This window comes from Bacillus sp. FSL H7-0578, from assembly GCF_038630855.1.
GTDB lineage: Bacteria > Bacillota > Bacilli > Bacillales > Bacillaceae > Bacillus > Bacillus safensis.
In genome coordinates this window covers 1,116,401-1,141,450 of sequence record NZ_CP152045.1, presented here as the reverse complement: position 1 = coordinate 1,141,450, position 25,050 = coordinate 1,116,401, and the positions used below count along the sequence as shown (strand labels likewise).

The following is a 25,050-nucleotide window of genomic DNA, read 5'->3' as shown; positions in this document are numbered from 1 at the left end:
ATTCATTCCTTATATATATGAACGGAGGCCTCAAATCAGAAGAAAAATAAAAAAACAGCATACCTTTCATCGGTATGCTGTAAGTCTTGTATTCGTTTAGCGGGCAATGATATGGAAGCCGGAATCAACATGCAGATTCTCACCTGTCATGCCGCGAGATAGATCACTGAATAAGAATAGAGCTGTATCGCCAACTTCTTCAGGGGTTGTTGTACGGCGAAGTGGTGCACGCTCTTCAATATCCTTCAGAATGGTATTAAAGCCGCTGATGCCCTTTGCAGATAACGTACGAATTGGACCAGCAGAAATACTGTTCACGCGGATGCCTTCTGCGCCTAAATCAGCTGCTAAATATTTCACACTTGCTTCAAGTGATGCTTTCGCTACACCCATTACATTGTAGTTTGATACAACACGCTCTCCGCCTAGGTATGTAAGCGTCACAATGCTTCCACCCTCTGTCATTAATGGACGTGCTGCTTTTGCTACAGCAGTTAATGAGTATGCACTGATGTTGTGCGCCAAAAGGAAACCTTCACGGTTCGTGTTCAAGTATTCGCCAACAAGCTCTTCCTTGTTTGCAAATGCAATGGCATGCGCAACGCCATGAATGACTTGTACTTTTTCTTTAATTGCAGCGAAACATTTTTCGATTTCTTCGTCACTTGTCACGTCACATGGAAGAATAATTGAATCATCACGCTCAAGTGTGCTTGCCAGCTCTTTTACCGATTCAGCAAGACGATCTCCAACATAAGTAAAAATCAAACGAGCTCCAGCTTCATGAAGTGAGCGGGCAATTCCCCAAGCGATGCTTCGTTTATTGGCAACACCCATCACCACGATATTACGGCCTTCTAAAGAAAAGTTCATATGTAATAAAGCCTCCTATTTTTTCAAGACATAGTATTAGTACCTGATCATAATATTATCATAGATCATAAGAGAATGACAATTTTCGCTGAAAGAAAGTTTCATTTTCGCGAAAAAACCGCCCTCACAAGTGAAGACGGTTCGATTCCGTTATCGTTTGATTCTGTTTTGCTGATAAGCAAAGTGGTTCGTAGGCCCATGTCCAGATCCAATACGTAAAGGGAATTTAATGGCTTCATGGACAAAGGTTTCTGCTGTTTCAAAGGCTTCCTTCATCGAATATCCTTTCGCAATTTCAGCTGTTAATGCTGCTGCAAACGTGCAGCCTGTACCATGTGTATGCGGTGTATCAATATGTTCATTTGTGACTTCAATAAAGCCTTTTCCATCATACAGCAGGTCTGAAATCATCCCATCAGATGGACCATGGCCGCCTTTGATCACGACATGTTTCGTGCCAAGCTCATAAAGACGCTCCGCTGCCACATAGCGGTCCTCTTTCGTCTGAATACGTATGCCTGTTAGTACTTCTGCCTCAGGAAGATTCGGTGTTACAGCATAGCTGACAGGCAGCAAGTGTGTTTTCATCGCAGAGACCGCATCTTCATTTAATAAAGAGGCTCCTCCTTTTGCGATCATGACTGGATCTACAATCAGCTTCATTTCATATTGAACCGTTTTTTCAGCAACGATTTTGATCATGTCTGCACTCCACAGCATCCCTGTTTTGACGGCATCAGGCGGTAAGTCTTCTGCCACTGCATCTATTTGACGCTCTAACGCCTCAATTGAAAGCGGGTATATCCCGTGAACACCTAGTGTATTTTGCGCAGTAATCGCTGTGATCGCAGACATTCCGTACACACCTAGCTCCTGAAAGGTTTTCAAATCTGCCTGAATGCCTGCTCCGCCGCCAGAATCAGAACCCGCGATTGTGAATGCTTTTTTGATCATTTCTTCACACCTCTCATTAGCCAATCCATTGATGATAAATAGTTCTTGCTTTGGCAATATCATTCGTACCATGAACAAGTGCTCTGCCATCTTTAAATAAGACAAGTTTAAATTCATCCTTTTGACACGAAAGCAAATATGGATTCTCAAGCACATCCATTCCTGCTTTCTTTAACCGAAGAGCAACTTCATGTAAAGGCGGCGGTGTTTCTGCTGCACTGCGGATTTGTACCGTATTGCGGCCGCATAGTACATCTGCCTTCGCTCTCTTGTCATATGAAAGAAATGGATACGTCTTCAGTCCACAGCTTGGACATTGCTTCTTCTTTAAAGACGCGGCCGATCGAATATCAGACCGTTCATTTTTCCATAAATCGAAGGATTTTAAAATTGGCGTCACTTGATGTCCCGTTAAATATTTAAGTGCATCTGCCACTTGATATGCGGCCACCTGCTGCACAACTGGACTGATGATACCTGCTGTATCACATGTCATGCCTTGTGCGGGTAAATGTTCAAGCAGACAGTGTAAACACGGCGTCTCACCAGGAATCACAGTGAATTGAATGCCGTAACTTGCTACACAGGCCCCATAAAGGAACGGAATTTGATGTTTGACAGCGGCATCATTTGCGATCATTCTCACCTCAAAATTATCCGCTGCATCGACAATGATCGAAGCCTCACTGACAAGTTCGTCAATATTGTGAGCAGTCACATCGATTACGATTCCTTTGATGTGCACATCACTGTTTACTTGCTTGAGTCTTTTTTCAGCCGCCACAGCTTTTGGCAGTCGATCCTTCACGTCTTGCTCCGTGTAGAGCTGCTGGCGCTGAAGGTTGCTCCATTCAATATAATCTCGGTCCAAAATGGTGACAGAACCAACGCCGGCACGAACGAGCATTTCAGCACTTGCGGTTCCAAGTGCCCCCGCTCCAATAATAACTGCCTTTGAGTCATTTAGCCGCTTTTGCCCCTCTGTTCCGATTGGCTGAAAAAGCTCCTGGCGTGAATAACGAGTGCTCAAAATGACGGCATTCCTTCCTGTGGACTGCTCGCTGTCCCATAGTTTTTTAGCGGAATACGTCCTGCCTCAAAGCCTAGTCTTCCTGATTCAATCGCGAGTTTCATTGCTTTTGCCATTTTCACAGGATCCTTTGCACCAGAGACAGCGGTATTTAGTAATACAGCGTCAGCTCCAAGCTCCATCGCATAAGCTGCATCCTTCGGAGAACCTACGCCAGCATCAACAATGACCGGCACCTTCGCCTGCTCGATAATAAATGAGAGATTCAGAGGATTTAGTAAGCCTTGGCCTGAACCAATCGGTGAAGCACCAGGCATGATGGCATGGACACCGAGTTCTTCTAATTTTCTTGCCAGCACCACATCATCAGATGTATATGGCAGCACGATAAATCCTTCTTCGAGCAGCATTTCAGATGCTTTTAATGTTTCAACTGGATCTGGCAGAAGAGACCTTGAACAGCCAATGACTTCTACCTTGATCATGTCACAAAGCCCAGAAGCATTTGCTAAACGGGCAATACGCACTGCCTCTTCTGCTGTACTTGCACCAGCTGTATTGGGAAGCAGCGTATATCTTGATAAATCAAGCTGCTCCAAAAAATTAGGCTGAGATGCTTCGAATATGTTCATTCTTCTGACGGCAAAGGTTAAAATTTCGGCTTCTGATACGTTCACCGCTTCTTTTTGAATTTCAAATGATGGATACTTCCCTGTTCCGAGTAATAGTCTTGATGTGAATGTTTTTCCGCCAATGTGCAGCATTGGGTCATCCTCCTCCTACAAAGTGAACGATTTCAATCGTGTCATTTGGTTGAATTTCTACTTGTTGAAACGCTTCTTTATCAATGATTTCATGGTTCTTTTCAACGATCACCACACGGTTTTCAAGCTGATAGGCTGATAGCAGATCATAGATCGTTCCATTCTCTTGATCGAAATCAACGATTCTGCCATTCAATTGAATCTTCATACGAATAGTGCCTCCTTTCGTCCAATACGAAACGCGTGAAGCCATTCCTCTTTGACCGGTTCGTCTAATATCAGGTCACGAATGATTTCTCCAGTAATCGGCGCAAGTAAAATACCGTTCCTGTAATGCCCTGCAGCAAAAAGAATACGCTTGTCTTCTGGATGTCTTCCGATATAAGGATGCCGGTCGTTTGTCGCCGGACGAAGGCCTGCCCAGCACTCTTCAATCGGCATCTCCTTAATAGAAGGCATAAGCTGAGACGCCTTTTGAATCACAGCTTCCATGCCGCCAAGCGTTGGAACAGCCTGCCACTCGTTTGGTTTCATCGTTGCGCCGATGACAAGTTTTCCGCTGTCTCGCTGAACGATATAACAATGATCATGATAAATGGTGTGTGCGAGCGCTGGACCGTTATTCCATACAGACACACATTCCCCTTTTACTGGATAAAGAGAATGCGATAATCCGAGCTCTTCAAAAAAACGGCCAGACCATACACCACTCGCGACTGTCAGGTCACCACATGTGAATGTGCCCTTCGTTGTTCTGACAGTTAACGCTTCTTTGTCCCGCTTCACTTCGATCACAGGTGTACACTCTTTCACATCTGCCCCGTACCGGACAGCCGCCTGCCATAAAGCCCTGCATACAGCGTAAGGTTCCACATGCACATCCTCTTCAATCAAACCTGCTCCCAGCATGTGATCTGTAACTTGAGGCATGCATTTTTTTACGCTGCTTGCGTCAAGCCATTTAAATGTAGACAAATGCTGCATCCGGCAAAGGGCTTGTTTCTCTTCTTCTGTAAAGGCGACCTTCATGATACCGCCCGCTGAAGTTCGAATATCAATGCCTGATTCATGAAGAAGATCGACTTTTAATTTTTCGTACAATGCCTGGCTTGCTCTGCCTGCCTGAAAGAAAACATCCTCATGACCCTCTCCTTCAGCATGTGCACCGAGCATCCCGGCAGCCGCACTTGTCGTTTGCTTCCCTATCTCATTCGCTTCAAATAAGACCACCTGTTTTCCTGCTTTTGCAAGGTGATAGGCGATGGAGACCCCTATGATTCCACCACCAATGATTGCAACGTCATAATGCTTTTTCATAAGGATTCTCCTTTACCTTTTCAGAAAATGCTTGTGCCATCATACGCGGCTGATGATGAGCAAAAATCCCAGACATGACAGCAATTCCTTTCACATTTGCTTGTTTCAATTCTGGAACTCGTTCTGGGGTCACCCCGCCGATGGCCACCACTGGAATCGTTAGTGCAGAAGTCAGTTTCTTCACAAGCTGTACACCTCTTGCCTGAAGTCCTGGTTTACAAGAGGTGGCATATACGTGCCCAAACATGACATACTCTGCTCCATTTTTCTCTGCTGCTTTCGCTTCTTCTATCGAATGGACAGATACTCCCGCATGAAGGTGAGGAAATTTTTTTCGCAGTTCTTTTGGCGAAAAGCTGTGGCCCGGTAGATGCACCCTGTGAATATTGGTAAGCAGCGCAACGTCTACTCGGTCATTGATGACGAGCTTTTCTTTCGGCACACCTTCTAAAAGGAGATTCTTCACGAGATCAACAAGCTCACTTGCTGTTTTAGACCGTTCCCGAATATGAATAAAATCCACTTCAGACGCTATGGCTTTTATTTGTTTGATCAGTTCACCCGCAGGAAGGGAATCATTTGTCACTGCGTGGAGTTCCATTTGCACCAACCCCATCTAAGCATGCTGTTTGCCACATTTCTTTTTGATACGCCATCTCCCAGAAGTGATATTCATAATAGCTTGAAATCACAAAATTTTCTTTCATATTTGCCCGTACATGTTCTGGTGCTTTTTCCGCGAGTTCATCAAAGCGGTTCACCTGTTCGAAGACAAGTTCCTTAAACCAATCGCCTCCATATGTCAAAATCCATTCTTGATAAATCGGATGGTCAGGTGTTGTTTGTTTCAGCTTTTCACCTACCTCATAATAGAGCCAGTAACACGGTAATAACGCGGCTAAAATCTCTTCAAACCGACCGCTTTTTACAGATCGGTACATATGAGAGGTATACGCATAAGCAGTGGGAGAAGGCTTAAAGTTCTCAATGGCTTCATCAGAAATCTGCAGAAGCTCTGTAAATTTCCTATGCAGCGACAGCTCTGCTTCATACGTGCCCTGGGCATGATACGCCATTCTGCCCGTCGTATGTAAGTCCTCACTAATTGCCGCTCCATATGCCTGCACCTTTGCAAAATGAGTTAAATAATACGAATCCTGCATCACGTAATAGGTGAAACGATCGAGTGAAAGTGTGCCATCTCCAATCCCTTTGACAAAAGGATGTGTAAAGCTTCCATTCCACCATGCTGCTGCAGCCTCTTTACATTCTGTTGAAAACGTCATGTTCCTCTCCTCCTGTTTTTCCATATAAAAAAGCCACTTTCCGCGTGGAAAGTGGCTTGGAATTTGTAAAAAGCATAGTCAAAAACCGCACCACTTCCCTACGCAGGTATGAACCTGTTCAGGTAATGAGGGTCTAAAAGTGAACACTTTTATCTCAGCCCTTTTAAAGGACTCCCCTAGTGGATCAAATATATGATGTTGTACCTCTATCTTAATCAGGAATTGTTCATTGGTCAAGGGTTCATTGTCATTCTAATTGGGCTCTTAGTCCTGCCACATATTCCCGGGAGCCCGATACAAGCACACGGTCGCCGCTTCTGAGTGTCGTATCTCCATGCGGTACTAAGCTGTCTATCCCTCTGAAAATACGGACAAATACCAAATCACCGGTGAAAGGAAATTCTCTCAGCATGACATTATGATAACGATGATTGTTCATTTGAATTTGATACAAAGAAGAATCCTCATTTGTTAGCAATCGAATCGCATCAGGTGCTTCAATCAAAGCTCTTAGCACCGTTTTAGATGACAAGAAAGTAGAAAACGTATCAATTCCCGCTTCCTTCAATGTCAGCTCCGCCTCTGCTTTGTTGACACTTGCAATGACTTGTTTCGCTCCTTCTTCTTTTGCAAATAAAGCAATTTCCTTATTTTTCGTCTCACTGCCTGTTGCGACGACTAGGACATCCTCTTGGCCGACGCCTGCCTTTCTCAGCGTCTCATCGTCGTATTGTTCAATTGATTCGACTTCAAAGATAGAGTCTGCCAGCAGTGCTTCTTTATTTTCTTGAAAAACATGCAAAATCCGAATGTCATATTCATCCTGATGTAAATCAAGCGTGACAGGTAAGGTCAGCTGATTTGCTCCAATAAAGGTCACACGCTTCTTATGGATTGCCGCTTGTTCTTTTTTAAACAGCGCTTTAAACCAAACAGGTGTTAAAATACTCGTTAGCACAGCAACTAAAATCAGCGCCCCTGACATTTTATGATCAATGACACCGAGCCGCTCACCAATCGTCGCAGCTGCAATGACGAGAGATAGCGTTGAAGTTAATAAAAAGCCGGAGCCAATGACCTTTTTCATGTCATACCATTTTTTCAAATAAAGAATCGGAATGAGCTTACTTATAAGCAGCGCAATAAACAGCAGCGGAATCATGATCATGATGTTTGGGTCCTTAAACAGTGCCCATATATTCAGATCTACTCCGACCATCACAAAAAAGATCGGGATTAAAAATCCATAGCCAAATGAGTCCAGCTGCTGAACGAGCTCTTTATTTGGCGAAAGAAGGGACACAAGCACGCCAGCTAAAAACGCCCCAAGAATATTTTCAGCCCCGAGTGATTCAGATAAGGCAACTAAGACTATAATGAGAGTAAAGATTGCCCTTGTCCCAATTTGCACGGTCCCTTTAGACATCGACTGAAAAATTGACTTTGTCTTAAATACGCGGCCAAATAAATAAAGAAGAATGCCTGCAGCAAATAATAAGAGCAGGAGCCACATGTTCCCTGTTCCATCTCCATAAATGGAGGAAAACACAGCAAGTAAAATCATCGTGACCAAATCAGCAATGACAGCTACAAGCAGAATGATTTGACCGATATTTGTCTGCATCAACTTTTCCTCTTTTAAAGTTGGAACCACTACGCCTAATGAGATAGTAGAGATAATGAGCGTCATTAAAAAGGCATTTTGGATAAACCCTGCGAGTACAAACGCATAGGACAGAATAAAAGAAATACAAAATACCCCAAGAAAAATAATGGTGGCAGCTTTAAATGTATTTGGTTCTTTTAAACCATTTGGAAGTTCTCGTGCTTTCTTCTTTGACTCAAAAGAAGAAAAATCTATTTCAAGTCCACTTAAAAACATCAGAAAAATAAAACCGAGCATGGATAATGTATCTAACCACGCATCATGTTCGACAACCAGTTGAAGACCGCTTTTCCCAATGATGAGCCCCATGATGATTTCAGCTACAACGACCGGAATGGTCAGCTTAAATCGGTGCAATAAAATAGGGGTGAAAAAGGCGACAATGATAACGACAACGAGTGATGAAACAGATGTATGCTCCATTGGCTAAAGCCTCCTAACATTCATGTTTAATTTTTTAAGTCTTACGTTAAAGCATTGATTCTAACAATTGCCCAAATGAAATGAAAGCCATTCGTTATATTTTCTAAAATTCAAACTTCTTTATATCCGACGAATGGATGAAAAAAATCAGGAGGAAACCTTATGAAATTCGATATCATTGGCGATATCCACGGCTGTTACGAAGAGCTGCTTACCCTCATACACAAACTAGGATACGAACTCAAACATGGATTACCCGTCCATCCTGATAAGAGAACGCTGGCCCTTGTTGGTGATCTAACAGATCGTGGACCTCAGTCAGTAGACGTCATGCGATTTGTCATTCATGCCTATTCACACGGCGCAATCCGCTATGTACCTGGCAACCATTGCTTTAAGCTTTATCGTTACTTAAAAGGAAATCCCGTCAAATTGCTTCATGGCATCGAAACCACAGTGAACGAAATAAAAAAACTGCCAATTCATGAACAAAATAAATTGTCACATGAATTTAAGCAGTTATTCGAGAAGGCTCCGCTTTATGATGTACTCATTCCTGATGAGCTGATCATTGCACACGCAGCGATGAAGGAAAAGGATATTGGAAAAAAGCCGAATAAACAAATGCGGTCCTATTTATTATTTGGTGCCGTCACAGGAGAAACATGGCCAGATGGACGACCTGTTCGCAAGGACTGGGCAAAGGAGTATCACGGAAAACCGTGGATTGTGTATGGCCATACACCAGTGAAAGAACCTCGATTCGTTGGCAGAACCGTCAATATTGACACAGGCTGCGTATTTGGCAACAAGCTGTCTGCCCTCACATACCCTGAGCTTAAAACGGTCTCCGTTCCTTCATCCATGCCTTATGATGAGTCAAGATTTCAGCATTTCACATCATAAAAAACCCGGCCCTGCGCTGCAGGTGACCGGGTTTCTCTATTTAAAAAAGCAATGATTTCATATCATCAGGAAGCGGGGCTGAAAATGTCATTTGCTCACCTGTCATCGGATGAGGAAATACAAGGGTTTCACTATGCAGTGCCTGCCGGTCTATCCGCTCGGTCGTTCCGCCATACAGCGTATCTCCGATGAGCGGATGCCCAAGAAATTGCATATGAACACGAATTTGATGTGTTCTCCCAGTTTCAAGTGAAAGAGACACATCCGACATGTTCAACTCAGCGATTACCGCTCGCACGGAATAATGCGTCACTGCCTCCTGCCCAGTATCATCAACCATCCGCTCGATGATACTATCCCCTTTTCGGGCAATTTTTGCAGCGATCGTTCCATGTTTTTCTGTGAGCATGCCATGTGTAAACGCTCTGTATGTTCGCTTAACCGCTCCACTTTTTTGCGCCTTTGATAAAAGGCTATGGGCAAAGCGATGCTTCGCCACAAGCATGACGCCAGATGTATCACGATCAAGGCGGTTCACCAAATGAACCGTATGCCGAACAGACTGCTTGGCATAATGATGCAGCAATCCATTCGCAATACTGTGCTCAGGGTGCTCCCGAGAAGGGATTGAAGGAATATACGGCCTTTTATTCAGCACAAGGACATGCTCGTCCTCAAATATAATATCAAGCGGAATCGGTGCAGGCTTTAGTCCTTCACTCACTTTTTCCTCGGGAAATAAAATGGTGAGCCTGTCCCCTTCATGCAGTTCGCACTTCACGGTAACATGCTCTCCATTAATGAGGAGGTCACCGCCAGCAAACTTAATATCTGTCAGCATTCTTTTCGAAATGCCAAGATCAATTAAATATTCCTTTAAAAGCAGCCCTTCTTCTTTGGCTGTTATGGTTTTGTTTAACGTAAAGTATTCCAGCGGGAACAACCTCTTTCTTATTCTCCTTTTCCGATAAAGGAATCTTGCACCCTTTTCCAAAACGGAAACGGTCTAAATCTGGCAAAACGGACATTCTCGTCTGCCACCCGGCATTGAATGGATTTGACGTCTTTATGAAGCAGTGTTAAATGATCAATGGTCACCTGAAAATCGACATCATTCCTCGGCTTAATCACACAAGTATGGTGGTCAGGCAAAATAAGCGGTGAACCGACCGTCCGAAACACTCGGTTGTTGATTGAAGCCATTTCTGCCAGCTGAATGGCTCTAATGGAAGGGTGAATAATGGCGCCACCCAGTGCCTTATTATAGGCCGTACTGCCAGATGGTGTAGACAGACAAAGACCGTCACCTCTAAATGTTTCAAACAGCTGGCCTCTGATTTCAACATCTGCCACAAGTGTCCCTTCCATGCTTTTAATTGTACATTCATTCATTGCTAAATATTTCTCTTCTCTGCCGCCGTCATTGTATCTGACAATGACTTCTAAGATCGGATATTCCACAATATGATAAGGCGTTTTCGCAATGGCTAAGACGAGTTTTTCAATTTCACTCGGCACCCAGTCAGCATAAAAGCCAAGATGACCTGTATGAACACCGACAAAAGCCGTTTCATTTAGACGGTCGCTATAACGGTGAAACGCATAAAGAAGGGTGCCGTCTCCACCAACCGTAATGACAAGATCCGGTTCCTCTTCATTTAGTTCCATACCAAAATCCAATAAGTAAGTCTGAATTTTACTTTTGAGCGTGTCAGATACAGAATTCCCTTTTGAAGAAACTGCAAATTTCATGAATTCTTCTCCTTTTTCACCTTGCTGCTATGAGAGGGCAGCATCATATTTGATCAAACTGGCTCAGCTGTCGTTTTTCTTTTTCCGGGAAAATGCCACTTGTGCTTCTTGAATTTCCCCTCTAATTTCGGACATTTCTTCATCGAGACGAGAAGCTGCCTCAGATGCTCTTTGAAGGCGCAGCTTGACCTTCTCCGGGATGTTCCCGCTATATTTATAATTCAGAGAATGCTCAATGGTCGCCCAAAAGTTCATCGCAAGCGTACGAATTTGGATTTCGACGAGGAGCTGTTTCTCTCCGCTTACGGTTTGCAGCGGATATAACACAACAAGGTGGTAAGAGCGGTATCCGCTTTCTTTATGTTCTGCAATATAGTCGCGTTTATCTACAACCACAAAATCTTTACGTGACTGGAGCATTTTTTTCACGACTTGTATATCTTCTACAAACTGGCACATAATGCGAAGCCCAGCAATATCCTGCATCGTTTCAATCTCATGCATCGGGATGTTTTTACGCTTTGCCTTTTCTAATATGCTGGCAACGGGTTTCACTCGGCCTGTGACAAATTCTACTGGTGAATGGTCATCCTCGAATTCATACAGCTTTCGAATGCCTTTTAGTTTCACTTTTAGTTCTTCGACTGCTTGTTTATACGGTGCGAGGAATTGATCCCATTGTTTTTTGTCCATGAAACTTCCCCCAATTCCATATACCTAATTATTTCAGAGGAATGTGCTTTTCACTTTCTCTTCCATATCTCCGTAATTGGCATTGTCTTTAATATTGTCGATTAAATAATGTAATTCCTGTTGAAGCTGAATGAGTTCCAGTGAATGTTCATCTGATGCCAAATAGACAGGGATGTCACGATTCATTGCTTCTTTTAATGGAGCCCATGTATGTTCCCCTAAAATAAGATACGAAAAGGACTCCTCGGTTTCAAGTATGTAAACGAACGCAAAGTGATCAGAATCAACAAGCATTTGTCCTGATGCTTTTGCTTTTTGGATTTGCTCTTCTGACTGGATTGTCAAAATCAGCCTGTCTTCTTTTAAAGTTGCTTCTGTGATTTCAATTCTGTTTTGCATCATGATCTCCTTTACAACAAAGTACAGCTTTATTTTATCATATCAAGTTCAATATTGATAAACCGAACTTTTTGAGAAAATCCTGTTTTTCTCTTTTAAATGATCCTTTCCCAAGATTCTTCATTCATTTTGTCCATACCTAAATTGAAAATAGAGAGAAAAAAACAGTCTTTTACATGTTGAACACACTTCATGTACAATAATCATATTTCCTCTAATGAAAGGTTGATGTCAAATGGCACAGGAAATTGAAATCGAACTAAAGCAATTATTAATGAAAGAAGAATTTAAACAGCTGAAACAGCATTTTCAATTGAAGGATGCGGATTTCCATACGCAAACCAACTATTATTTTGATACACCTCAATTTGATATAAAATCTCAATTGGCTGCATTAAGAATGAGAGAAAAAAACGGTCAATGGGTGCTCACATTAAAGGAACCACATGAAATAGGCTTGCTCGAAACCCACCAAACGATTGCTCCCCCTTCTCAACTTGACGATTTTAAGCTGCCAGAAGGTGAAGTTGCAGACAGATTAGACCACCTGAACATTCTAAAGGATCAAATTGTGTACTTTGGTTCACTTGAAACGTCAAGAGCAGAAAAAATGATCCAAGAAGGCTTAATTGTTTTGGATCACAGCCGATATTTAACAGTAGAGGACTATGAACTTGAATTTGAAGTGAGCGACCTGGAAATCGGACAAGCCGCTTTCTCCGCATTGCTCCGCAAATTTCATATTCCAGTACGAAACACGAAAAACAAAGTCGTTCGTTTTTATGAAGAAAAAATGAAAACACAGAATAGATGAATTCCTTGAAGGAGGAACATGATGAACGTCAATCAACTTCAATCCTTTATGCAGCTTCAAGCGCTTAAAACGTTACAGACAGATCCAGCACAAACGCAAATGTCTGGGGGTCAAGAATCGAATGCCCAAGCTTCATTTCAGTCGCTGCTGCAAGATTTTTTAGGCGGATCGGAATTATCACGTCTCCCGCTTTCCATCTCAGCTTTTTTGGGCACGGATCCATCAACGGCTCCAAACACGCAATATGCGCGTACAAACCCATATTTATCTGCCACTTCCGGCAGTGATCAGCTTGAGGCCCAATCTTTATATGCAAATGACAATCAATTAAATACAGCGAATGGCATTGGAAATGTCTTAAACAACAGCTACACGCCGCCGCTTCAAAAGGCTGTCTCAAGTAGCTCATCATCAAAAGAGATTAATCAAATCGTGTCACAAATGGCTCAAAAGCATGGCGTTCCCGAAAAGCTGATTCACGCGGTCATCAAGCAGGAATCCGGCTACCGCTCAAATGCTGTCAGCCATGCAGGTGCGCTTGGACTCATGCAGCTCATGCCATCTACTGCTAAATCACTTGGCGTCAACAATGCTTTTGATGCGTCCCAAAACATTGAAGGCGGAACGAAGTATTTAAAACAAATGCTCAATAAATATAACGGAAATATCTCACTCGCCTTAGCTGCCTATAATGCAGGCTCAGGAAATGTAGATAAATACGGGGGCATTCCTCCATTTAAAGAAACACAAAATTATGTCAAGAAAATCACAGCTCAATATTTCGCTTAAACCGAAGAGAATAACCTCTTCGGTTTTTTGTATGTCGCTTTTCCCCCTTTTTTGACTGAATGTGTTATGATATGGTCAATTGATCACAGAATTCGATTCTCTCTTTATTTCGAGCAGACCAAAGCGGTTTGTTTGTGGAATTGAGATGAGGTTGTTAAAATAAGTACAAGAATAGAAACAATAAAATAGAACAAACTGAATATCACTTTTGAAATAAATGTAATGCGCAATAGGGTGAGTCATCCTATTAACTACGAGTAAAAGGAGTAGTCAACATGGTACAATCGTTTAACGCACCTTACGAAGCGGTTGGAGAGGAACTTCTATCGCAACTTGTTGATACTTTTTATGAAAATGTAAAGTGTCATCCTTTGCTTCATCCTATTTTCCCGGATGACTTAAAAGAAACAGCAAGAAAACAAAAACAGTTTTTAACGCAATATTTAGGCGGACCACCGCTTTATACAGAAGAGCATGGCCACCCAATGCTGCGAGCGAGACATCTCCCTTTTCCGATTACTGAGGAGCGGGCTGACGCATGGCTTGAATGCATGGAGGATGCAATGGATCAAGTAGGATTAACCGGCGATATTCGTGACTTTTTATTTGAACGGCTTTCTCTGACGGCTCGTCATATGGTCAACCAAACACCTGAAAAGGATGGACGATCTTGAGCTGCAATACGCACGATCAATATTTCTCACACTGTCACGGACATCCTCAAAAGCCGATTGAAATCTATGTATTCATTGATCCTCTAAGCCCAGACTGCTGGTTATTAGAGCCATCCATTAAAAAGTTGAAAATGAAATATGGCCGTTTTTTCACTTTACGAACGGTAACAAGTTCTAGTATTAATGCTTTGAATCGGAAAAGAAAAAAACATTTACTGACTGAAGCATGGGGGAAATTTGCCACTAAAACGCAGACCAAAAAAGAACAAATGCTGTCTGAACAAATTGTGACATCACCCTACCTCGCCTCACTGGCACTAAAAGCAGCGGAGCTTCAAGGCAGAAAATGCGGAATGAAATTTTTGCGTCTTATTCAAGAATCACTTTTTTGCCATCAGCAAGATGTCACAAGTGAGCAGGTACTGATAGAAAATGCAAAAAGTGCTGGTCTGGACATCGAGGAATTCCAGCGCGACATTCATTCTCAAAGTGCTGTGAAAGCACTGCAATGCGATATGAAAATTGCAGCTGAAATGGACGTATCTGAGCTTCCGACCTTCGCCTTTTTTAATACCGTAAATGGAGATGAAGGATTAAAAATTTCAGGTGCCTACTCTTATGATATATACGAGGAAATCCTTTTTGAAATGATTGGTGAAAAACCAACACCATCAGAACGTCCTCCAATTGAATGGTTTATTGCTTACTTTCAATTTGCTTCCGCAAAAGAGATAGCCGTTGTCTATGACCTGACGCTTGAAGAAGTTGAACGAGAAATGAAGAAGCTGGCTTTCGCTCAAAAGGTAGAACGTGTACAAGTGCAGCAAGAAATGTTTTGGCGCTATAAAGAGAATGACCACCATACAGATCTTGATGTCTATCGCTGTGAAAATGAACATGGGTGCTGACCCATGTTTTTCTTTACTCCAAAAAGGAACATTCGTTCCATTTATAAACACGAAGAAACCGCGCCGGGATAAGCGCGGTTTCACTATGTCTTAACGACAACAAAGGGGATGGGAGAAATTTTTCACGGTCAAACAAAGGGGTAATGTTTGTATGTGATTAATTTCACATCTGTAGTATATCAAATTTTGTCGACTTATGACAACAGATATACTATATGTTCATATTTTTGTCACAAAACATAAGAGGGTTGTCACTTTCATATAGTAAAAGTAACAAAAAAATGGGGGGATCTGCATGCGCAGCACAACTATTGGACTTGTTGCCATTGGCTTATGTTTCTTTTTAAATATATTAGGCTTAATGAAGATGCTTCCTCTTTATTTGACGTCTCCACTCTTATTTGCTTCGATTCTTTTTACGCTTTATCGAATGAATCACCGTAAGACCTTTAGAGGTTTTAAAGGTTGATGATTGACAAGGAACGGCCTCGACATCTGAAGAGGTCTTTTTTTATGAGAAAAAAACTCCTGTCAAAAGATGAGATAGCACTCACACGTCTGACAGAAGTCTTTTCATTACTCACCTGTTTTGGAGATGAGCTCTTCCATTTCTTTTAGTTTTTCTTCGAACAATTGACATGCTGCTTCGATTGGTTCTTTAGAAGCCATATCAACCCCTGCTTTTTTCAGCACATTGATTGGATAATCAGAGCTTCCTGCTTTAAGGAAATCGGTGTAGCGCTCTACCGCTGGTTTTCCTTCTTGTAAGATTTGCTTGCTTAATGCCTGCGCCGCACTATAGCCTGTCGCGTATTGATACACATAATAGTTGTAATAAAAATGAGGGATTCTCGTCCACTCTAATCCAATTTCCTTATCAACCACCATGCCGTCACCAAAGTACTTCTTGTTCAGGTCGTAATAAAGGTTTGTCATAAATTCTGGCGTTAAAGCCTCTCCTTCTTGTGCTTTCACATGAATAAGATGCTCAAACTCAGCAAACATCGTTTGTCTGAATACCGTTCCTCTAAATCCTTCTAACAAGTGGTTTAACACATACAAACGCTGCTTTTTATCGTCTAAATGATTGAGCAGGTATTCGCCTAGTAACGCTTCATTTGTAGTGGAAGCCACTTCAGCTACAAAGATACTATAGTTTCCATACGGATATGGCTGGTGCTTTCTTGTATAGTAGCTGTGTACAGAATGCCCAAATTCGTGAGCGAGTGTAAACAAATTATCAATATTATTTTGCCAGTTCATGAGGATATATGGATTTGTACCATAGCTCCCAGATGAATAAGCACCGCTTCGTTTCCCTTTATTCTCATAAACGTCTACCCAGCGATTGTCGAGTCCTTCTTTTAACACGGACACATATTCTTCTCCTAATGGCGCTAACCCTTTCAGCATATAATCCTTTGCTTCATCATAGGTGAGCTTCATGCCAGCATCTTTCACAAGTGGTGTATACAAGTCGTAATTGTGCACTTCATCAAGCTTTAATACCTTTTTACGTAATTCAATATAGCGGTGTAATAACGGTAAATATTGATGAACTGTATCAATTAGATTGTCATACACTTCTTCCGGGATGCTGTTTCGTGATAATGCTGCTTCTCTTGCGGATTTGTAATTTCTCACTTTTGCATAAAAATTATCCTTTTTAATCGAACCGCTCAGTGTAGAAGCAAGTGTATTCTTATACTGATCATACGTTTTATACACAGCTTTAAAGGCATTCTTTCTCACTTCACGATCATCACTATTTAAAAATGTGATGAAGTTGCCGTGGGTAATTTTCTTTTCCTCTCCATTCTCATCTTTTACAGAAGGGAACGAAACATCGGCGTTGTTAAACATACTAAAGGTAGTAGATGAAGATGAAAGTGGTTCAGATGCCTCAGCTAATAAAGCTTCTTGCTCCTCACTTAAAATATGTGGACGCTCTTTATTAATTTCTTCGAGAGCATGTGAATACAGTTTTAATTCTTCTTTTTCTAGTATGAATTGCTGCAATTTATCTTCTTGAATCGATAAAATCTCTGGAACAATATAAGCAGATGTACTAGACAGCTGTGTAAATAGATTCGATGCCTTATCATTTAACGCCTGAAATGATGAGTTCGTTGTATCTTCATCATATTTCATGTGCGCATATGTATAAAGCTTGCCAAGCTTTTCAGAAAGTTGATCCTGAAAGGTGAGGGCTTCATACAGAACATCAGCAGAATGGGCCAGCTTTCCTTTAAACTGGGCCAGCTTCGGAATTTCTTTTTTGACCGCTTCGAATTCCTTGTTCCATGCATCGACGCTTTCAAAAATATCTTCAAGACGCCATTTGTTTTCTTCTTTTACTTCGCTTCTGTCTGGTAAATGATTGTTTTTGTTTTGTGAAGTCATATGAATCCCCCTTGCATGAGTTGTGTTGAACCAACCTTTCGGAAAGTGAAAGAAATTGGTGTTGTATTTATCTTCTTTGTTTTGAACTATATTTGTCAAATCATATGCAGAAATAAATACCAAACAGACTAAAAAAATGAGGAAAAAGCGTTTCTTTTGATTCAATAGCAACACCACCTTTTTCTTATCATGATCAAAGTGGTCATGAAACATGCTAATGAAATAAGAAAGCATCTCGTTTTAACACTTCATCTAGTGTTCGTATAGGCATTTGATTCGACGATACTTCATAATTACCCTCTTTCGTCATATGTAAAAACCCTTGTCTTACAAGCGCATTTACATATGCAGTGACCACCTCTTTTATTTCTTCTCTTGAAACATCGCCATATCGGAGTTTCACTTCTTTCATTTGCACACATCGATTGATTTCCATCATCAGCTGTTGAATCGTCACTCTTCCGCTTCCTTTTTTCCGCATCATCCAATCATAGAGACACCCTTGCCAAACATACACGGGACTTGTAAAGATATACGCTTCTTGCACCGGAATAAATAATTCAGTTGGCAAAAAAGGGAATGCCGTATGATGATGCTCATAAAAAATATTTCTCAAACGTTTGCTTTCATTTGATAAACTGCGAGGAGGACGCTGCCTAAATTGCTGTATACATTTAATCCATTGTTGGTTTACTTGACGCTTGCTGGAAGGCAGAGATAGAAGTGCAGGAATATCACGGTATGCTGAAGGTGGTCTGACAGTCATGGCCGCACAAACTTTCGTTGGTTGAAACACGAGGAATTGATCAAGATGGATGAACCTTTTCTGGATCGGGCAGAAAAAAATCAAGCGCCTTTCCTCTGATTCCCTTAAAATTCCCCAATGAATGGAGGAGAAAGAAAAAAGCTGGGCAGATTTTCGGTTTAAACGATTTGCCCCTATCATCCATATGGGAAAGAGCCCTGCCTCGCGGAGACCTGCTGTTCTTCTGCGAAGCTCTTGCCGGGAAATATTTGCACATTGAAATTCAATTGCATAGTTTTCATTTCCTATAGAGACGGTCACATCAGGACGCTGATGAATATTTGACATATACTTTTCCAGCGCCGGTTTATGTCCAAGCCCCTTCAGCCAATTCATAATGGCTTCCTTTCCCGCCTGATGATAAGCCGTTTCGCCTGAAGCTAGCGGACATGCTGTCAGCTGTTTATGCGCAAAATGATAGACACGATGCTCCCCTAGCTTTAATTGCACCTCCTCCCTGCACTCAGGACAATAAAATTTGCACGTCGTTCTTACATGCTCCAGACGGCTTTTCGATAGATGATGTGTCATTCGGATAAGCTTACCGTTATCCATAATTGCTGCATTCATTCAGTTCGCCCCTCGCTCTTTGATGAGCGTATTATAGCTTGTTCGTCTTTAAGGAAGCGAATAGACAAAATGAATTTTTATCGTGTCAAAAGATGATTTTACTGATCATTTCCTTAGTAAAATCAAAAATCCCCCTTATAGAAAAGGGGGAAAATACAATCTTTATAAAAGTGGTGATAATAATCTTGCTGTTGATTCAAACAGTCTGACCCCCAAGGGTCTCTTTGCAAACTCTTCTGGAACAATTTCATGTGACTGCTCTAAATCACCTAAGAAATCATTGACGAGCTTCTCGGTGCTTTTTGTTTTATAGAGGAAGGCATTCACTTCAAAGTTCAAATGAAAGCTTCTCATATCCATGTTTGCCGTTCCTATCGAAGCCAGCTCGCTATCCACAATAATAAATTTACTATGCATAAAGCCTTGATCATACTCGTATACCTTTGCTCCTGCGTCAAGAAGCTCCGGGAAGTATGAACGAGATGCATGGAAAACAATCCGTTTATCTGGATTCTTTGGAGCAATAATCCGTACATCTACTCCGCTCAATGCGGCAATTTTCAATGCGGACAAAATATCATCATCCGGCACAAAATACGGTGAAGCGATCCAGATGGACTTTTTGGCGGAGATGATCATGGAGAAAAAGAGATTTTTAATGACCTCCCACTGCTTGTCAGGCCCGCCAGCAATCATTTGTACGCCTTCTGTTGTACTCTCAAGGTGGCTGAAATCTTTGAAATAGTCCACACCAGAGCATCTTTCATTCGTCATATAGTACCAATCCTGCATGAAAATCTGCTGGAGGTCACGAACAGCTTCGCCCTTAATCATCAAATGAGTATCACGCCAGAATCCATATTGTCTGCTTCTGCCCATGTATTCGTCTCCAATGTTAAGCCCGCCGACAAATCCTACTTCCCCATCAATTACGACAATTTTTCTATGATTTCGGAAGTTGATTTTATTATTTAAAAGGGGGAGCCTTACTGGTAAAAACGGAACGATCTGAACGCCAGCCTTTTCTAGGTCTGCAATATATTGACGGGAGAGCTTTAAGCTTCCTACATCGTCATATAAAAAGCGGACAATCACGCCATTTTTCGCTTTTTCAATAAGAATGTCCTTTAATTCTTGGCCAAGGTCGTCGTGGCGGAGAATGTAATATTCTAAATGAATGTGATGAGTTGCTTTTTTAATCTCTTCAAAAATATGAGAGAATGTTTCTTCACCATTGGTTAAGACTTTAGAGGACGTGCGATATGTAATAGGAGTATGTCCGAGTCTGTGGGCCAGCTTAAATAAGAGCTGCTGATGATCACCCATATGCGTCATTTTTTCAATCGCTTCTCTATGGATACGTTCATCTTCCTGAATTAACTTCTCGTCCAATACCGCCTTCTTTTCAAACAGCCGGCGCTTTTTGATATTGCGTCCAAAGAAAATGTAGAACAAAAAGCCGAATAACGGAAAGCTGCCAAGCAGGACAAGCCATGTAATCGTTTGAGACGGATTCCGGTTCTCCAAGAAAATAACAAATCCGATGAAAATAATCGATAAAGTAAATAGAACACTCACAGAACTTAATACACTTACCGCTAAATCACCGACAATCAATTGGATGATTAAATAAGCACCTACCGTAATGATTAGAAAAAATAGAACTTTGACTACATTTCTCATTTCATTTTTCTCCTTGCCGATCTCTTTATTTACCTATTCATTCAGATAAAAAAGCCGATTCCTCTATAGAAATCGACTTTTTGTTAGTTACGAGAAGTGCTGTTGAATCGTTTCAAGGGCATTCCCTTCGATAATCAGCTGACCGTATTCTTTCAGTCTGTAGATGCTGACCACTGATTCGTGAGCATATTCAAGCAAAATGCTGAGCTTATTCTCCACTTGCTCATCTGACAAATCCTCGTGGAAGTCAACATATAGATAATAACGGTTTTCAAACGAATATAAACTTGTGGTAAAATCCTGCATATTTAATTGAGAAAGTGCAATCAAATCTTCAAAGTCATCCATTTTCAATACGAATTGAAGTTGAAGTTTTTTGTCCTTCTCATTATGGTCTTCTTGATCTTGCTCTTCTTTATGAAAATCATCAAGCAGTGCGTCTAAGCTTTCTTCATCTGTTTGATCTTTTTTATCTTCTGGAATCGGCAATTCGAGCTTTTGTCCATCTTTAGAAAGTTGGGCTTTTGTCACGACAATTTCAAGACCTTTGTCAAGTGCCTGTACTTGAATCCAAAGCGGTCCCTCTACTGCAAATTCTTCTTCTTCGTGCACTTCGTCCATTACTTCCCAAAACAGCTCTTCACTGCGCTCACGATTGTACCAGATCTCTTCACGGTCAAATCCGCGATCTTCAATATCACCGTAGGAAATATAAAATTTGACTGTATGTTCATTTATTCTTTCGATTTCCATTTTGCCAACCTTCCCTTCTATATAAGATGTTGAAGGGACATACAAGCTCCCAATTAATAGTACTTTACTACACTTTACCCGTTCCGTCTACATGTTAACCGTTTAAAGAATTGAGGTATTGCTTCGTACTGTCTATTTTATGATAAAACATGAATAAAAGAAATAAAAACGCATTTTTTGCAGAGAAAACTTGCAGAAACATATATTTGAATTGTCCTCATATATTGGTTGTACGAGCTCTATTTGGGACATGAGGTGAAATGGATGGAAACAGAGTGGATCGTATCCTTACTGATGATTATTGGCATAGACCTAATTTTAGGCGGAGATAATGCGCTCATTATTGCGATGGCGAGTCGCAGTTTATCACATGACAAACGCAATAAAGCCATTTGGATCGGCACTCTTTTAGCCGTGTTGATGAGAATTACAATGACTGGTGCCGCCGTTTATTTATTGACTATCCCTTATTTGCAGTTTATTGGCGGTCTTTTTCTCCTTTATATAGGATACAATCTGTTAATTGAACAAAAGAAGGAATCGATTCGGATAAAGAGCAGCGGCTCCCTTTGGCGTGCGGTTCAAACCATTGTGATTGCTGACCTCTTTATGTCACTTGATAATGTCATCGCAGTTGCAGGTGCAGCAAAAGGCAACATGCTTCTGACCGCTTTTGGTCTCATGATTTCTGTACCGATTATTATTTGGGGAAGCAAGCTGATTCATGCAGCTTTAACTAAATTTCCGTTTCTTTTATACGGAGGAAGTGCTCTCTTGGCCTTTACAGGGGGTGAAATGATTGTACGTGATGTGAAATTGGCTGAATTTATGGCACAGCATGCCACGCTTGAATTGATGCTTCCGTTTTTAACCGTCATAGTGGTCATATTAGCGAGCCTCTTTTACGAACAAACGGCTGAAAATAAATAAAAAAAGCTGCCAAATGATCGGCAGCTTTTTATGTTTTTATTAGTTAGCAAGTCGCTGAGCTTCTCTTAGTTGGAATGTACGAACCGTTCTTGGTAAGAAACGTCTAATTTCATCTTCATTGTACCCAACTTGTAATCTTTTTTCATCCAAGATAATTGGACGACGCAAAAGACCTGGATGCTCATTGATTAGTTTATACAATTGTTGAAGCGGCATTGTCTCAACATTGACATTTAGTTTTTGGAATACTTTTGAACGTGTTGAGATAATTTCGTCTGTACCGTCTTCTGTCATTCGAAGAATTTCTTTGATTTCATCGATTGAAAGAGGCTCAGAAAAAATGTTTCTCTCTTGATATGGGATATTGTGCTCTTCTAACCACGCTCTTGCTTTTCTACATGATGTACAGCTTGGTGATGTGTATAATGTTACCATAAATCTTCACTCCTCAATTTGTAGAATGAATATTGATCTGTATTCTTAAATTAAAATTGTTCTAAATAAGTAATCTTTATAGTGATTATACTATAAAAAAGTAAGTGTGAACAGATTTTCTTGCAATTTTTGTGACAAAAACTAGACAATTTCATTCATTTTGTCGTGCTGCTGGATGTCAGAACATTCTCATTTACTCGAGATGATCGAAAATATTTTTTTGCTTTCTATTTTCAATGATCTTCAATACATCATCAACATCCTCATACGATTGTCCATACCATTCTTCATCTTTATACGTATGGATTCGTTCATAAGTCTTCCTCATGGCTTCCATGATCTCTTCCTCATGATTTGTAAGAGGCGACCAATAAAGAATTTCCATGCGGTTCACTTCATTTGTTGCAAGTGACCTGCGTTTATAACCGATTGATTCTGCATGCTTGAAGTGCTCTCTTTGGTAAAACTTTAGGCGTTTTGCAGTATCTGCATCATCTTCATCTACAGGCTCGACCTCAAGCAAGATCGGTTTCTTTTTTTCCTTCAGCTTATGAATAAGCTTTGACCCGAGGCCTTCACCTCTTGCATCTTTGGAAACAAATAAATAATCAATAAAGATGAAAGAATCAAATTCGGCGTACATCATCACATGATGAGGTCCTTCCTCCTTATGATAAATATCACTTCTTTCCTTTAATAAAGCTTCCATATGCTCTTTTGACTTCATTTCTTCTATCGGGAAGTATTCACTGAGCTTTTCATACCAATTCATGGATCTGCTCCTTATGCTATAGTTAAGAACCACTTCCTTAGATATTCCCGATTTCCTGCTATTTAAACGCCTGTACTAGTAAGACGCAGCAAAGTCTTAAGTAGTTTCACTTTTTTTCAATTAACGCAAAAAAAGTTTTATAACGAACGATTCATGACGAGTTGAATACAGACAAACAGGATAATTGTCATCGCAATTTGAAGCATAATGAAATAAAGATATTTTACGCGCCATGCTTCTTGCTTCTGACCGCTTGTCTTTCGGTTAAGCATATATTCCATTGAAAAAGACACAATCCCAATGAGTACCATAAACGCGAGCATCCACTTTCCTCCGTTTGGTTTCCTGAAAAAAGACGTTGAAAAAAGCATGAATACAATGAGAACATGAAGCAATGAATAACGAAAGGTTTTCCAATTTAACATTTGATTTCCTCCGGTATCTGCTTGTACTTAACTAAAAGTTACCATCATCTTCTTTTTTTGTAAAATAAAAAAAGAAGCACTGACTTAGCAGTGCTTCTTCCTTCTTATGATTGTTTCGCCTGTAGCTCTTTGAATTCTTCCTCTGTGCAGCTCACAAAGTGACCTGGCTTCACTTCACGGAACTCGGTGTTTGTTCCTTTGTGAACAGATGGATCATACTTGATTCGTTTGCGGTTACGCTCATAATCAGGATCTGGAAGCGGAATCGCAGACAGCAATGATTTTGTATATGGATGAAGCGGGTTTTCGTATAATTCATTCGCTGGTGCCAGCTCAACCAATTTTCCAAAATACATCACACCGATACGATCGCTGATGTATTTTACCATGGACAAGTCATGGGCAATGAATAAGTACGTTAAACCTTTTTCCTCTTGAAGCTCTTTCAATAAATTGACGACCTGCGCTTGGATCGACACGTCTAATGCAGAGATTGGTTCATCGGCGATGATGAAATTCGGCTCTACTGCTAATGCACGTGCAATTCCGATTCGCTGTCTTTGACCGCCTGAGAATTCATGCGGGTATCTGTTCGCGTGCTCTTTGTTCAAGCCAACAGTTTCAAGTAATTGGTACACACGCTCTTTACGCGCCTGTTTTGTTTTTGCAAGGCCATGAATGTCGATGCCCTCTGCAATGATATCAAGCACTGTCATTCTAGGGTTGAGTGAAGCATATGGATCTTGGAAGATCATCTGCATTTGACGGTTGAACTCAAGCATTTTTTGTCTTGATTTCTTCCCGTGTACATTTTCTCCCTTATAAAGAACTTCACCATCTGTCGCATCATAAAGTCTAATGATCGAACGGCCCGTAGTGGATTTACCACAACCAGACTCACCTACAAGACCAAGCGTTTCACCTTTGTAAATATCAAATGAAACCCCATCAACTGCTTTCACAGTTCCTCTTGCTGTATGGAAATGCTGCTTCAAATTTTTGATTTCTAACAGTTTTTCTGCCATG

At 41.1% G+C, this 25,050-nt stretch carries 28 protein-coding genes and 1 riboswitch; of the genes, 7 read left to right on the top strand and 21 right to left on the bottom strand.

What is annotated here, in order from left to right; translation table 11 throughout:
* Positions 1-96 precede the first annotated feature (96 nt).
* From fabI to MHB41_RS05670, 9 genes are all read right to left on the bottom strand, one after another.
* Positions 97-873 (bottom strand): enoyl-ACP reductase FabI, encoded by a 777-nt coding sequence (gene fabI / locus MHB41_RS05710; protein WP_024425017.1) that lies wholly within the window; start codon positions 871-873, stop codon positions 97-99.
* A gap of 150 nt (positions 874-1,023) precedes the next feature.
* Complete coding sequence (thiD, locus tag MHB41_RS05705; RefSeq protein WP_217008535.1) at positions 1,024-1,827, bottom strand: bifunctional hydroxymethylpyrimidine kinase/phosphomethylpyrimidine kinase; 804 nt, start codon at positions 1,825-1,827, stop codon at positions 1,024-1,026.
* 16 nt (positions 1,828-1,843) lie between these two features.
* Positions 1,844-2,857: a thiazole biosynthesis adenylyltransferase ThiF gene (locus tag MHB41_RS05700; protein ID WP_214755265.1), complete on the bottom strand. Its 1,014-nt coding sequence runs from the start codon at positions 2,855-2,857 to the stop codon at positions 1,844-1,846.
* Positions 2,854-3,621, bottom strand: a complete 768-nt coding sequence (locus MHB41_RS05695) for a thiazole synthase (RefSeq protein WP_101677373.1) — start codon at positions 3,619-3,621, stop codon at positions 2,854-2,856. The genes MHB41_RS05700 and MHB41_RS05695 overlap by 4 nt, the downstream gene beginning before the upstream one ends.
* Before the next feature lie 4 nt (positions 3,622-3,625).
* A complete protein-coding gene (gene thiS, locus MHB41_RS05690; RefSeq protein ID WP_024426466.1) occupies positions 3,626-3,829 on the bottom strand; it encodes a sulfur carrier protein ThiS in 204 nt (67 codons plus the stop codon).
* Positions 3,826-4,938 (bottom strand): glycine oxidase ThiO, encoded by a 1,113-nt coding sequence (thiO, locus tag MHB41_RS05685; protein WP_101677374.1) that lies wholly within the window; start codon positions 4,936-4,938, stop codon positions 3,826-3,828. Before thiO ends, thiS begins: the two co-directional genes overlap by 4 nt.
* Positions 4,922-5,539 carry a thiazole tautomerase TenI gene (gene tenI / locus MHB41_RS05680; RefSeq protein ID WP_081124264.1) on the bottom strand — a complete coding sequence of 206 codons (618 nt, stop codon included), beginning with the start codon at positions 5,537-5,539 and terminating at the stop codon, positions 4,922-4,924. Before tenI ends, thiO begins: the two co-directional genes overlap by 17 nt.
* On the bottom strand, positions 5,514-6,224 hold the full coding sequence (gene tenA / locus MHB41_RS05675) for a thiaminase II (protein WP_081124263.1): 711 nt from the start codon (positions 6,222-6,224) through the stop codon (positions 5,514-5,516). Before tenA ends, tenI begins: the two co-directional genes overlap by 26 nt.
* A 78-nt stretch (positions 6,225-6,302) precedes the next feature.
* A riboswitch (TPP riboswitch) is annotated at positions 6,303-6,412 on the bottom strand.
* A 59-nt stretch (positions 6,413-6,471) separates the two neighbouring features.
* The gene (locus MHB41_RS05670; protein ID WP_046310574.1) at positions 6,472-8,313 is read right to left on the bottom strand and encodes a monovalent cation:proton antiporter family protein; all 1,842 of its coding nucleotides are present in this window, start codon (positions 8,311-8,313) and stop codon (positions 6,472-6,474) included.
* A 162-nt stretch (positions 8,314-8,475) separates the two neighbouring features.
* Between MHB41_RS05670 and prpE the strand changes: the two genes are divergently transcribed.
* Positions 8,476-9,219, top strand: coding sequence for a bis(5'-nucleosyl)-tetraphosphatase PrpE (gene prpE / locus MHB41_RS05665; RefSeq protein ID WP_041110152.1), 744 nt, complete (start codon positions 8,476-8,478; stop codon positions 9,217-9,219).
* Between the two features lie 40 nt (positions 9,220-9,259).
* Here prpE and MHB41_RS05660 read toward each other — a convergent pair whose 3' ends face one another.
* The 4 genes from MHB41_RS05660 to MHB41_RS05645 form a co-directional block, all read right to left on the bottom strand.
* Positions 9,260-10,162 (bottom strand): RluA family pseudouridine synthase, encoded by a 903-nt coding sequence (locus tag MHB41_RS05660; RefSeq protein ID WP_340898976.1) that lies wholly within the window; start codon positions 10,160-10,162, stop codon positions 9,260-9,262.
* A gap of 8 nt (positions 10,163-10,170) precedes the next feature.
* Positions 10,171-10,971: an NAD kinase gene (locus MHB41_RS05655; protein WP_003211364.1), complete on the bottom strand. Its 801-nt coding sequence runs from the start codon at positions 10,969-10,971 to the stop codon at positions 10,171-10,173.
* Between the two features lie 63 nt (positions 10,972-11,034).
* Positions 11,035-11,664 (bottom strand): GTP pyrophosphokinase family protein, encoded by a 630-nt coding sequence (locus MHB41_RS05650; protein ID WP_024425028.1) that lies wholly within the window; start codon positions 11,662-11,664, stop codon positions 11,035-11,037.
* A gap of 33 nt (positions 11,665-11,697) precedes the next feature.
* Positions 11,698-12,063: a hypothetical protein gene (locus MHB41_RS05645; RefSeq protein WP_034282045.1), complete on the bottom strand. Its 366-nt coding sequence runs from the start codon at positions 12,061-12,063 to the stop codon at positions 11,698-11,700.
* A gap of 235 nt (positions 12,064-12,298) precedes the next feature.
* On the opposite strand from MHB41_RS05645, the gene MHB41_RS05640 reads away from it, so the two are divergent.
* From MHB41_RS05640 to MHB41_RS05620, 5 genes are all read left to right on the top strand, one after another.
* Positions 12,299-12,877, top strand: a complete 579-nt coding sequence (locus MHB41_RS05640) for a CYTH domain-containing protein (protein WP_081124259.1) — start codon at positions 12,299-12,301, stop codon at positions 12,875-12,877.
* Positions 12,878-12,898: 21 nt separating this feature from the next.
* Positions 12,899-13,666 carry a lytic transglycosylase domain-containing protein gene (locus tag MHB41_RS05635; RefSeq protein ID WP_081124258.1) on the top strand — a complete coding sequence of 256 codons (768 nt, stop codon included), beginning with the start codon at positions 12,899-12,901 and terminating at the stop codon, positions 13,664-13,666.
* A 275-nt stretch (positions 13,667-13,941) separates the two neighbouring features.
* A complete protein-coding gene (locus tag MHB41_RS05630) occupies positions 13,942-14,340 on the top strand; it encodes a thiol management oxidoreductase (protein WP_008355333.1) in 399 nt (132 codons plus the stop codon).
* On the top strand, positions 14,337-15,248 hold the full coding sequence (locus MHB41_RS05625) for a ClpXP adapter SpxH family protein (protein ID WP_024425033.1): 912 nt from the start codon (positions 14,337-14,339) through the stop codon (positions 15,246-15,248). The genes MHB41_RS05630 and MHB41_RS05625 overlap by 4 nt, the downstream gene beginning before the upstream one ends.
* Positions 15,249-15,543: 295 nt before the next feature.
* Entirely contained in the window at positions 15,544-15,717 is a 174-nt protein-coding gene (locus MHB41_RS05620) for a hypothetical protein (protein ID WP_024425034.1), read from the top strand.
* A 107-nt stretch (positions 15,718-15,824) separates the two neighbouring features.
* Here MHB41_RS05620 and pepF read toward each other — a convergent pair whose 3' ends face one another.
* The 4 genes from pepF to mecA form a co-directional block, all read right to left on the bottom strand.
* Positions 15,825-17,651: an oligoendopeptidase F gene (gene pepF / locus MHB41_RS05615; protein ID WP_305933614.1), complete on the bottom strand. Its 1,827-nt coding sequence runs from the start codon at positions 17,649-17,651 to the stop codon at positions 15,825-15,827.
* Positions 17,652-17,865: 214 nt separating this feature from the next.
* Positions 17,866-19,026 carry a competence protein CoiA family protein gene (locus tag MHB41_RS05610; RefSeq protein ID WP_340898979.1) on the bottom strand — a complete coding sequence of 387 codons (1,161 nt, stop codon included), beginning with the start codon at positions 19,024-19,026 and terminating at the stop codon, positions 17,866-17,868.
* Between the two features lie 162 nt (positions 19,027-19,188).
* A complete protein-coding gene (gene cls / locus MHB41_RS05605; protein ID WP_034282056.1) occupies positions 19,189-20,709 on the bottom strand; it encodes a cardiolipin synthase in 1,521 nt (506 codons plus the stop codon).
* 87 nt (positions 20,710-20,796) lie between these two features.
* A complete protein-coding gene (gene mecA / locus MHB41_RS05600) occupies positions 20,797-21,462 on the bottom strand; it encodes an adaptor protein MecA (RefSeq protein WP_024425038.1) in 666 nt (221 codons plus the stop codon).
* Between the two features lie 264 nt (positions 21,463-21,726).
* Between mecA and MHB41_RS05595 the strand changes: the two genes are divergently transcribed.
* Positions 21,727-22,392: a TerC family protein gene (locus MHB41_RS05595; RefSeq protein WP_034282060.1), complete on the top strand. Its 666-nt coding sequence runs from the start codon at positions 21,727-21,729 to the stop codon at positions 22,390-22,392.
* A 39-nt stretch (positions 22,393-22,431) separates the two neighbouring features.
* On the opposite strand, the gene spxA is transcribed toward MHB41_RS05595, so the two are convergent.
* The 4 genes from spxA to MHB41_RS05575 form a co-directional block, all read right to left on the bottom strand.
* A complete protein-coding gene (spxA, locus tag MHB41_RS05590) occupies positions 22,432-22,827 on the bottom strand; it encodes a transcriptional regulator SpxA (protein ID WP_003211421.1) in 396 nt (131 codons plus the stop codon).
* Between the two features lie 193 nt (positions 22,828-23,020).
* Entirely contained in the window at positions 23,021-23,599 is a 579-nt protein-coding gene (locus MHB41_RS05585) for a GNAT family N-acetyltransferase (protein ID WP_034282062.1), read from the bottom strand.
* Between the two features lie 137 nt (positions 23,600-23,736).
* On the bottom strand, positions 23,737-24,024 hold the full coding sequence (locus MHB41_RS05580; protein WP_034282065.1) for a hypothetical protein: 288 nt from the start codon (positions 24,022-24,024) through the stop codon (positions 23,737-23,739).
* Positions 24,025-24,128: 104 nt separating this feature from the next.
* Positions 24,129-25,049, bottom strand: a complete 921-nt coding sequence (locus MHB41_RS05575) for an ATP-binding cassette domain-containing protein (protein WP_340898984.1) — start codon at positions 25,047-25,049, stop codon at positions 24,129-24,131.
* Position 25,050 lies beyond the last annotated feature (1 nt).

What these genes read in the sequence shown, in the direction of transcription:
- MHB41_RS05645 (WP_034282045.1), bottom strand. Translation starts at nt 12,063, where the DNA reads ATGCAAAACAGAATTGAAATCACAGAAGCAACTTTAAAAGAAGACAGG.
- MHB41_RS05595 (WP_034282060.1), top strand. Translation starts at nt 21,727, where the DNA reads ATGGAAACAGAGTGGATCGTATCCTTACTGATGATTATTGGCATAGAC.
- MHB41_RS05580 (WP_034282065.1), bottom strand. Translation starts at nt 24,024, where the DNA reads ATGTTAAATTGGAAAACCTTTCGTTATTCATTGCTTCATGTTCTCATT.
- pepF (WP_305933614.1), bottom strand. Translation starts at nt 17,651, where the DNA reads ATGACTTCACAAAACAAAAACAATCATTTACCAGACAGAAGCGAAGTA.
- MHB41_RS05585 (WP_034282062.1), bottom strand. Translation starts at nt 23,599, where the DNA reads ATGAATTGGTATGAAAAGCTCAGTGAATACTTCCCGATAGAAGAAATG.
- cls (WP_034282056.1), bottom strand. Translation starts at nt 20,709, where the DNA reads ATGAGAAATGTAGTCAAAGTTCTATTTTTTCTAATCATTACGGTAGGT.
- MHB41_RS05630 (WP_008355333.1), top strand. Translation starts at nt 13,942, where the DNA reads ATGGTACAATCGTTTAACGCACCTTACGAAGCGGTTGGAGAGGAACTT.
- tenI (WP_081124264.1), bottom strand. Translation starts at nt 5,539, where the DNA reads ATGGAACTCCACGCAGTGACAAATGATTCCCTTCCTGCGGGTGAACTG.
- mecA (WP_024425038.1), bottom strand. Translation starts at nt 21,462, where the DNA reads ATGGAAATCGAAAGAATAAATGAACATACAGTCAAATTTTATATTTCC.
- MHB41_RS05620 (WP_024425034.1), top strand. Translation starts at nt 15,544, where the DNA reads ATGCGCAGCACAACTATTGGACTTGTTGCCATTGGCTTATGTTTCTTT.
- MHB41_RS05650 (WP_024425028.1), bottom strand. Translation starts at nt 11,664, where the DNA reads ATGGACAAAAAACAATGGGATCAATTCCTCGCACCGTATAAACAAGCA.
- tenA (WP_081124263.1), bottom strand. Translation starts at nt 6,224, where the DNA reads ATGACGTTTTCAACAGAATGTAAAGAGGCTGCAGCAGCATGGTGGAAT.
- thiS (WP_024426466.1), bottom strand. Translation starts at nt 3,829, where the DNA reads ATGAAGATTCAATTGAATGGCAGAATCGTTGATTTCGATCAAGAGAAT.
- prpE (WP_041110152.1), top strand. Translation starts at nt 8,476, where the DNA reads ATGAAATTCGATATCATTGGCGATATCCACGGCTGTTACGAAGAGCTG.
- fabI (WP_024425017.1), bottom strand. Translation starts at nt 873, where the DNA reads ATGAACTTTTCTTTAGAAGGCCGTAATATCGTGGTGATGGGTGTTGCC.
- spxA (WP_003211421.1), bottom strand. Translation starts at nt 22,827, where the DNA reads ATGGTAACATTATACACATCACCAAGCTGTACATCATGTAGAAAAGCA.
- thiD (WP_217008535.1), bottom strand. Translation starts at nt 1,827, where the DNA reads ATGATCAAAAAAGCATTCACAATCGCGGGTTCTGATTCTGGCGGCGGA.
- MHB41_RS05610 (WP_340898979.1), bottom strand. Translation starts at nt 19,026, where the DNA reads ATGAATGCAGCAATTATGGATAACGGTAAGCTTATCCGAATGACACAT.
- MHB41_RS05695 (WP_101677373.1), bottom strand. Translation starts at nt 3,621, where the DNA reads ATGCTGCACATTGGCGGAAAAACATTCACATCAAGACTATTACTCGGA.
- MHB41_RS05655 (WP_003211364.1), bottom strand. Translation starts at nt 10,971, where the DNA reads ATGAAATTTGCAGTTTCTTCAAAAGGGAATTCTGTATCTGACACGCTC.
- MHB41_RS05575 (WP_340898984.1), bottom strand. Translation starts at nt 25,049, where the DNA reads ATGGCAGAAAAACTGTTAGAAATCAAAAATTTGAAGCAGCATTTCCAT.
- thiO (WP_101677374.1), bottom strand. Translation starts at nt 4,938, where the DNA reads ATGAAAAAGCATTATGACGTTGCAATCATTGGTGGTGGAATCATAGGG.
- MHB41_RS05635 (WP_081124258.1), top strand. Translation starts at nt 12,899, where the DNA reads ATGAACGTCAATCAACTTCAATCCTTTATGCAGCTTCAAGCGCTTAAA.
- MHB41_RS05640 (WP_081124259.1), top strand. Translation starts at nt 12,299, where the DNA reads ATGGCACAGGAAATTGAAATCGAACTAAAGCAATTATTAATGAAAGAA.
- MHB41_RS05670 (WP_046310574.1), bottom strand. Translation starts at nt 8,313, where the DNA reads ATGGAGCATACATCTGTTTCATCACTCGTTGTCGTTATCATTGTCGCC.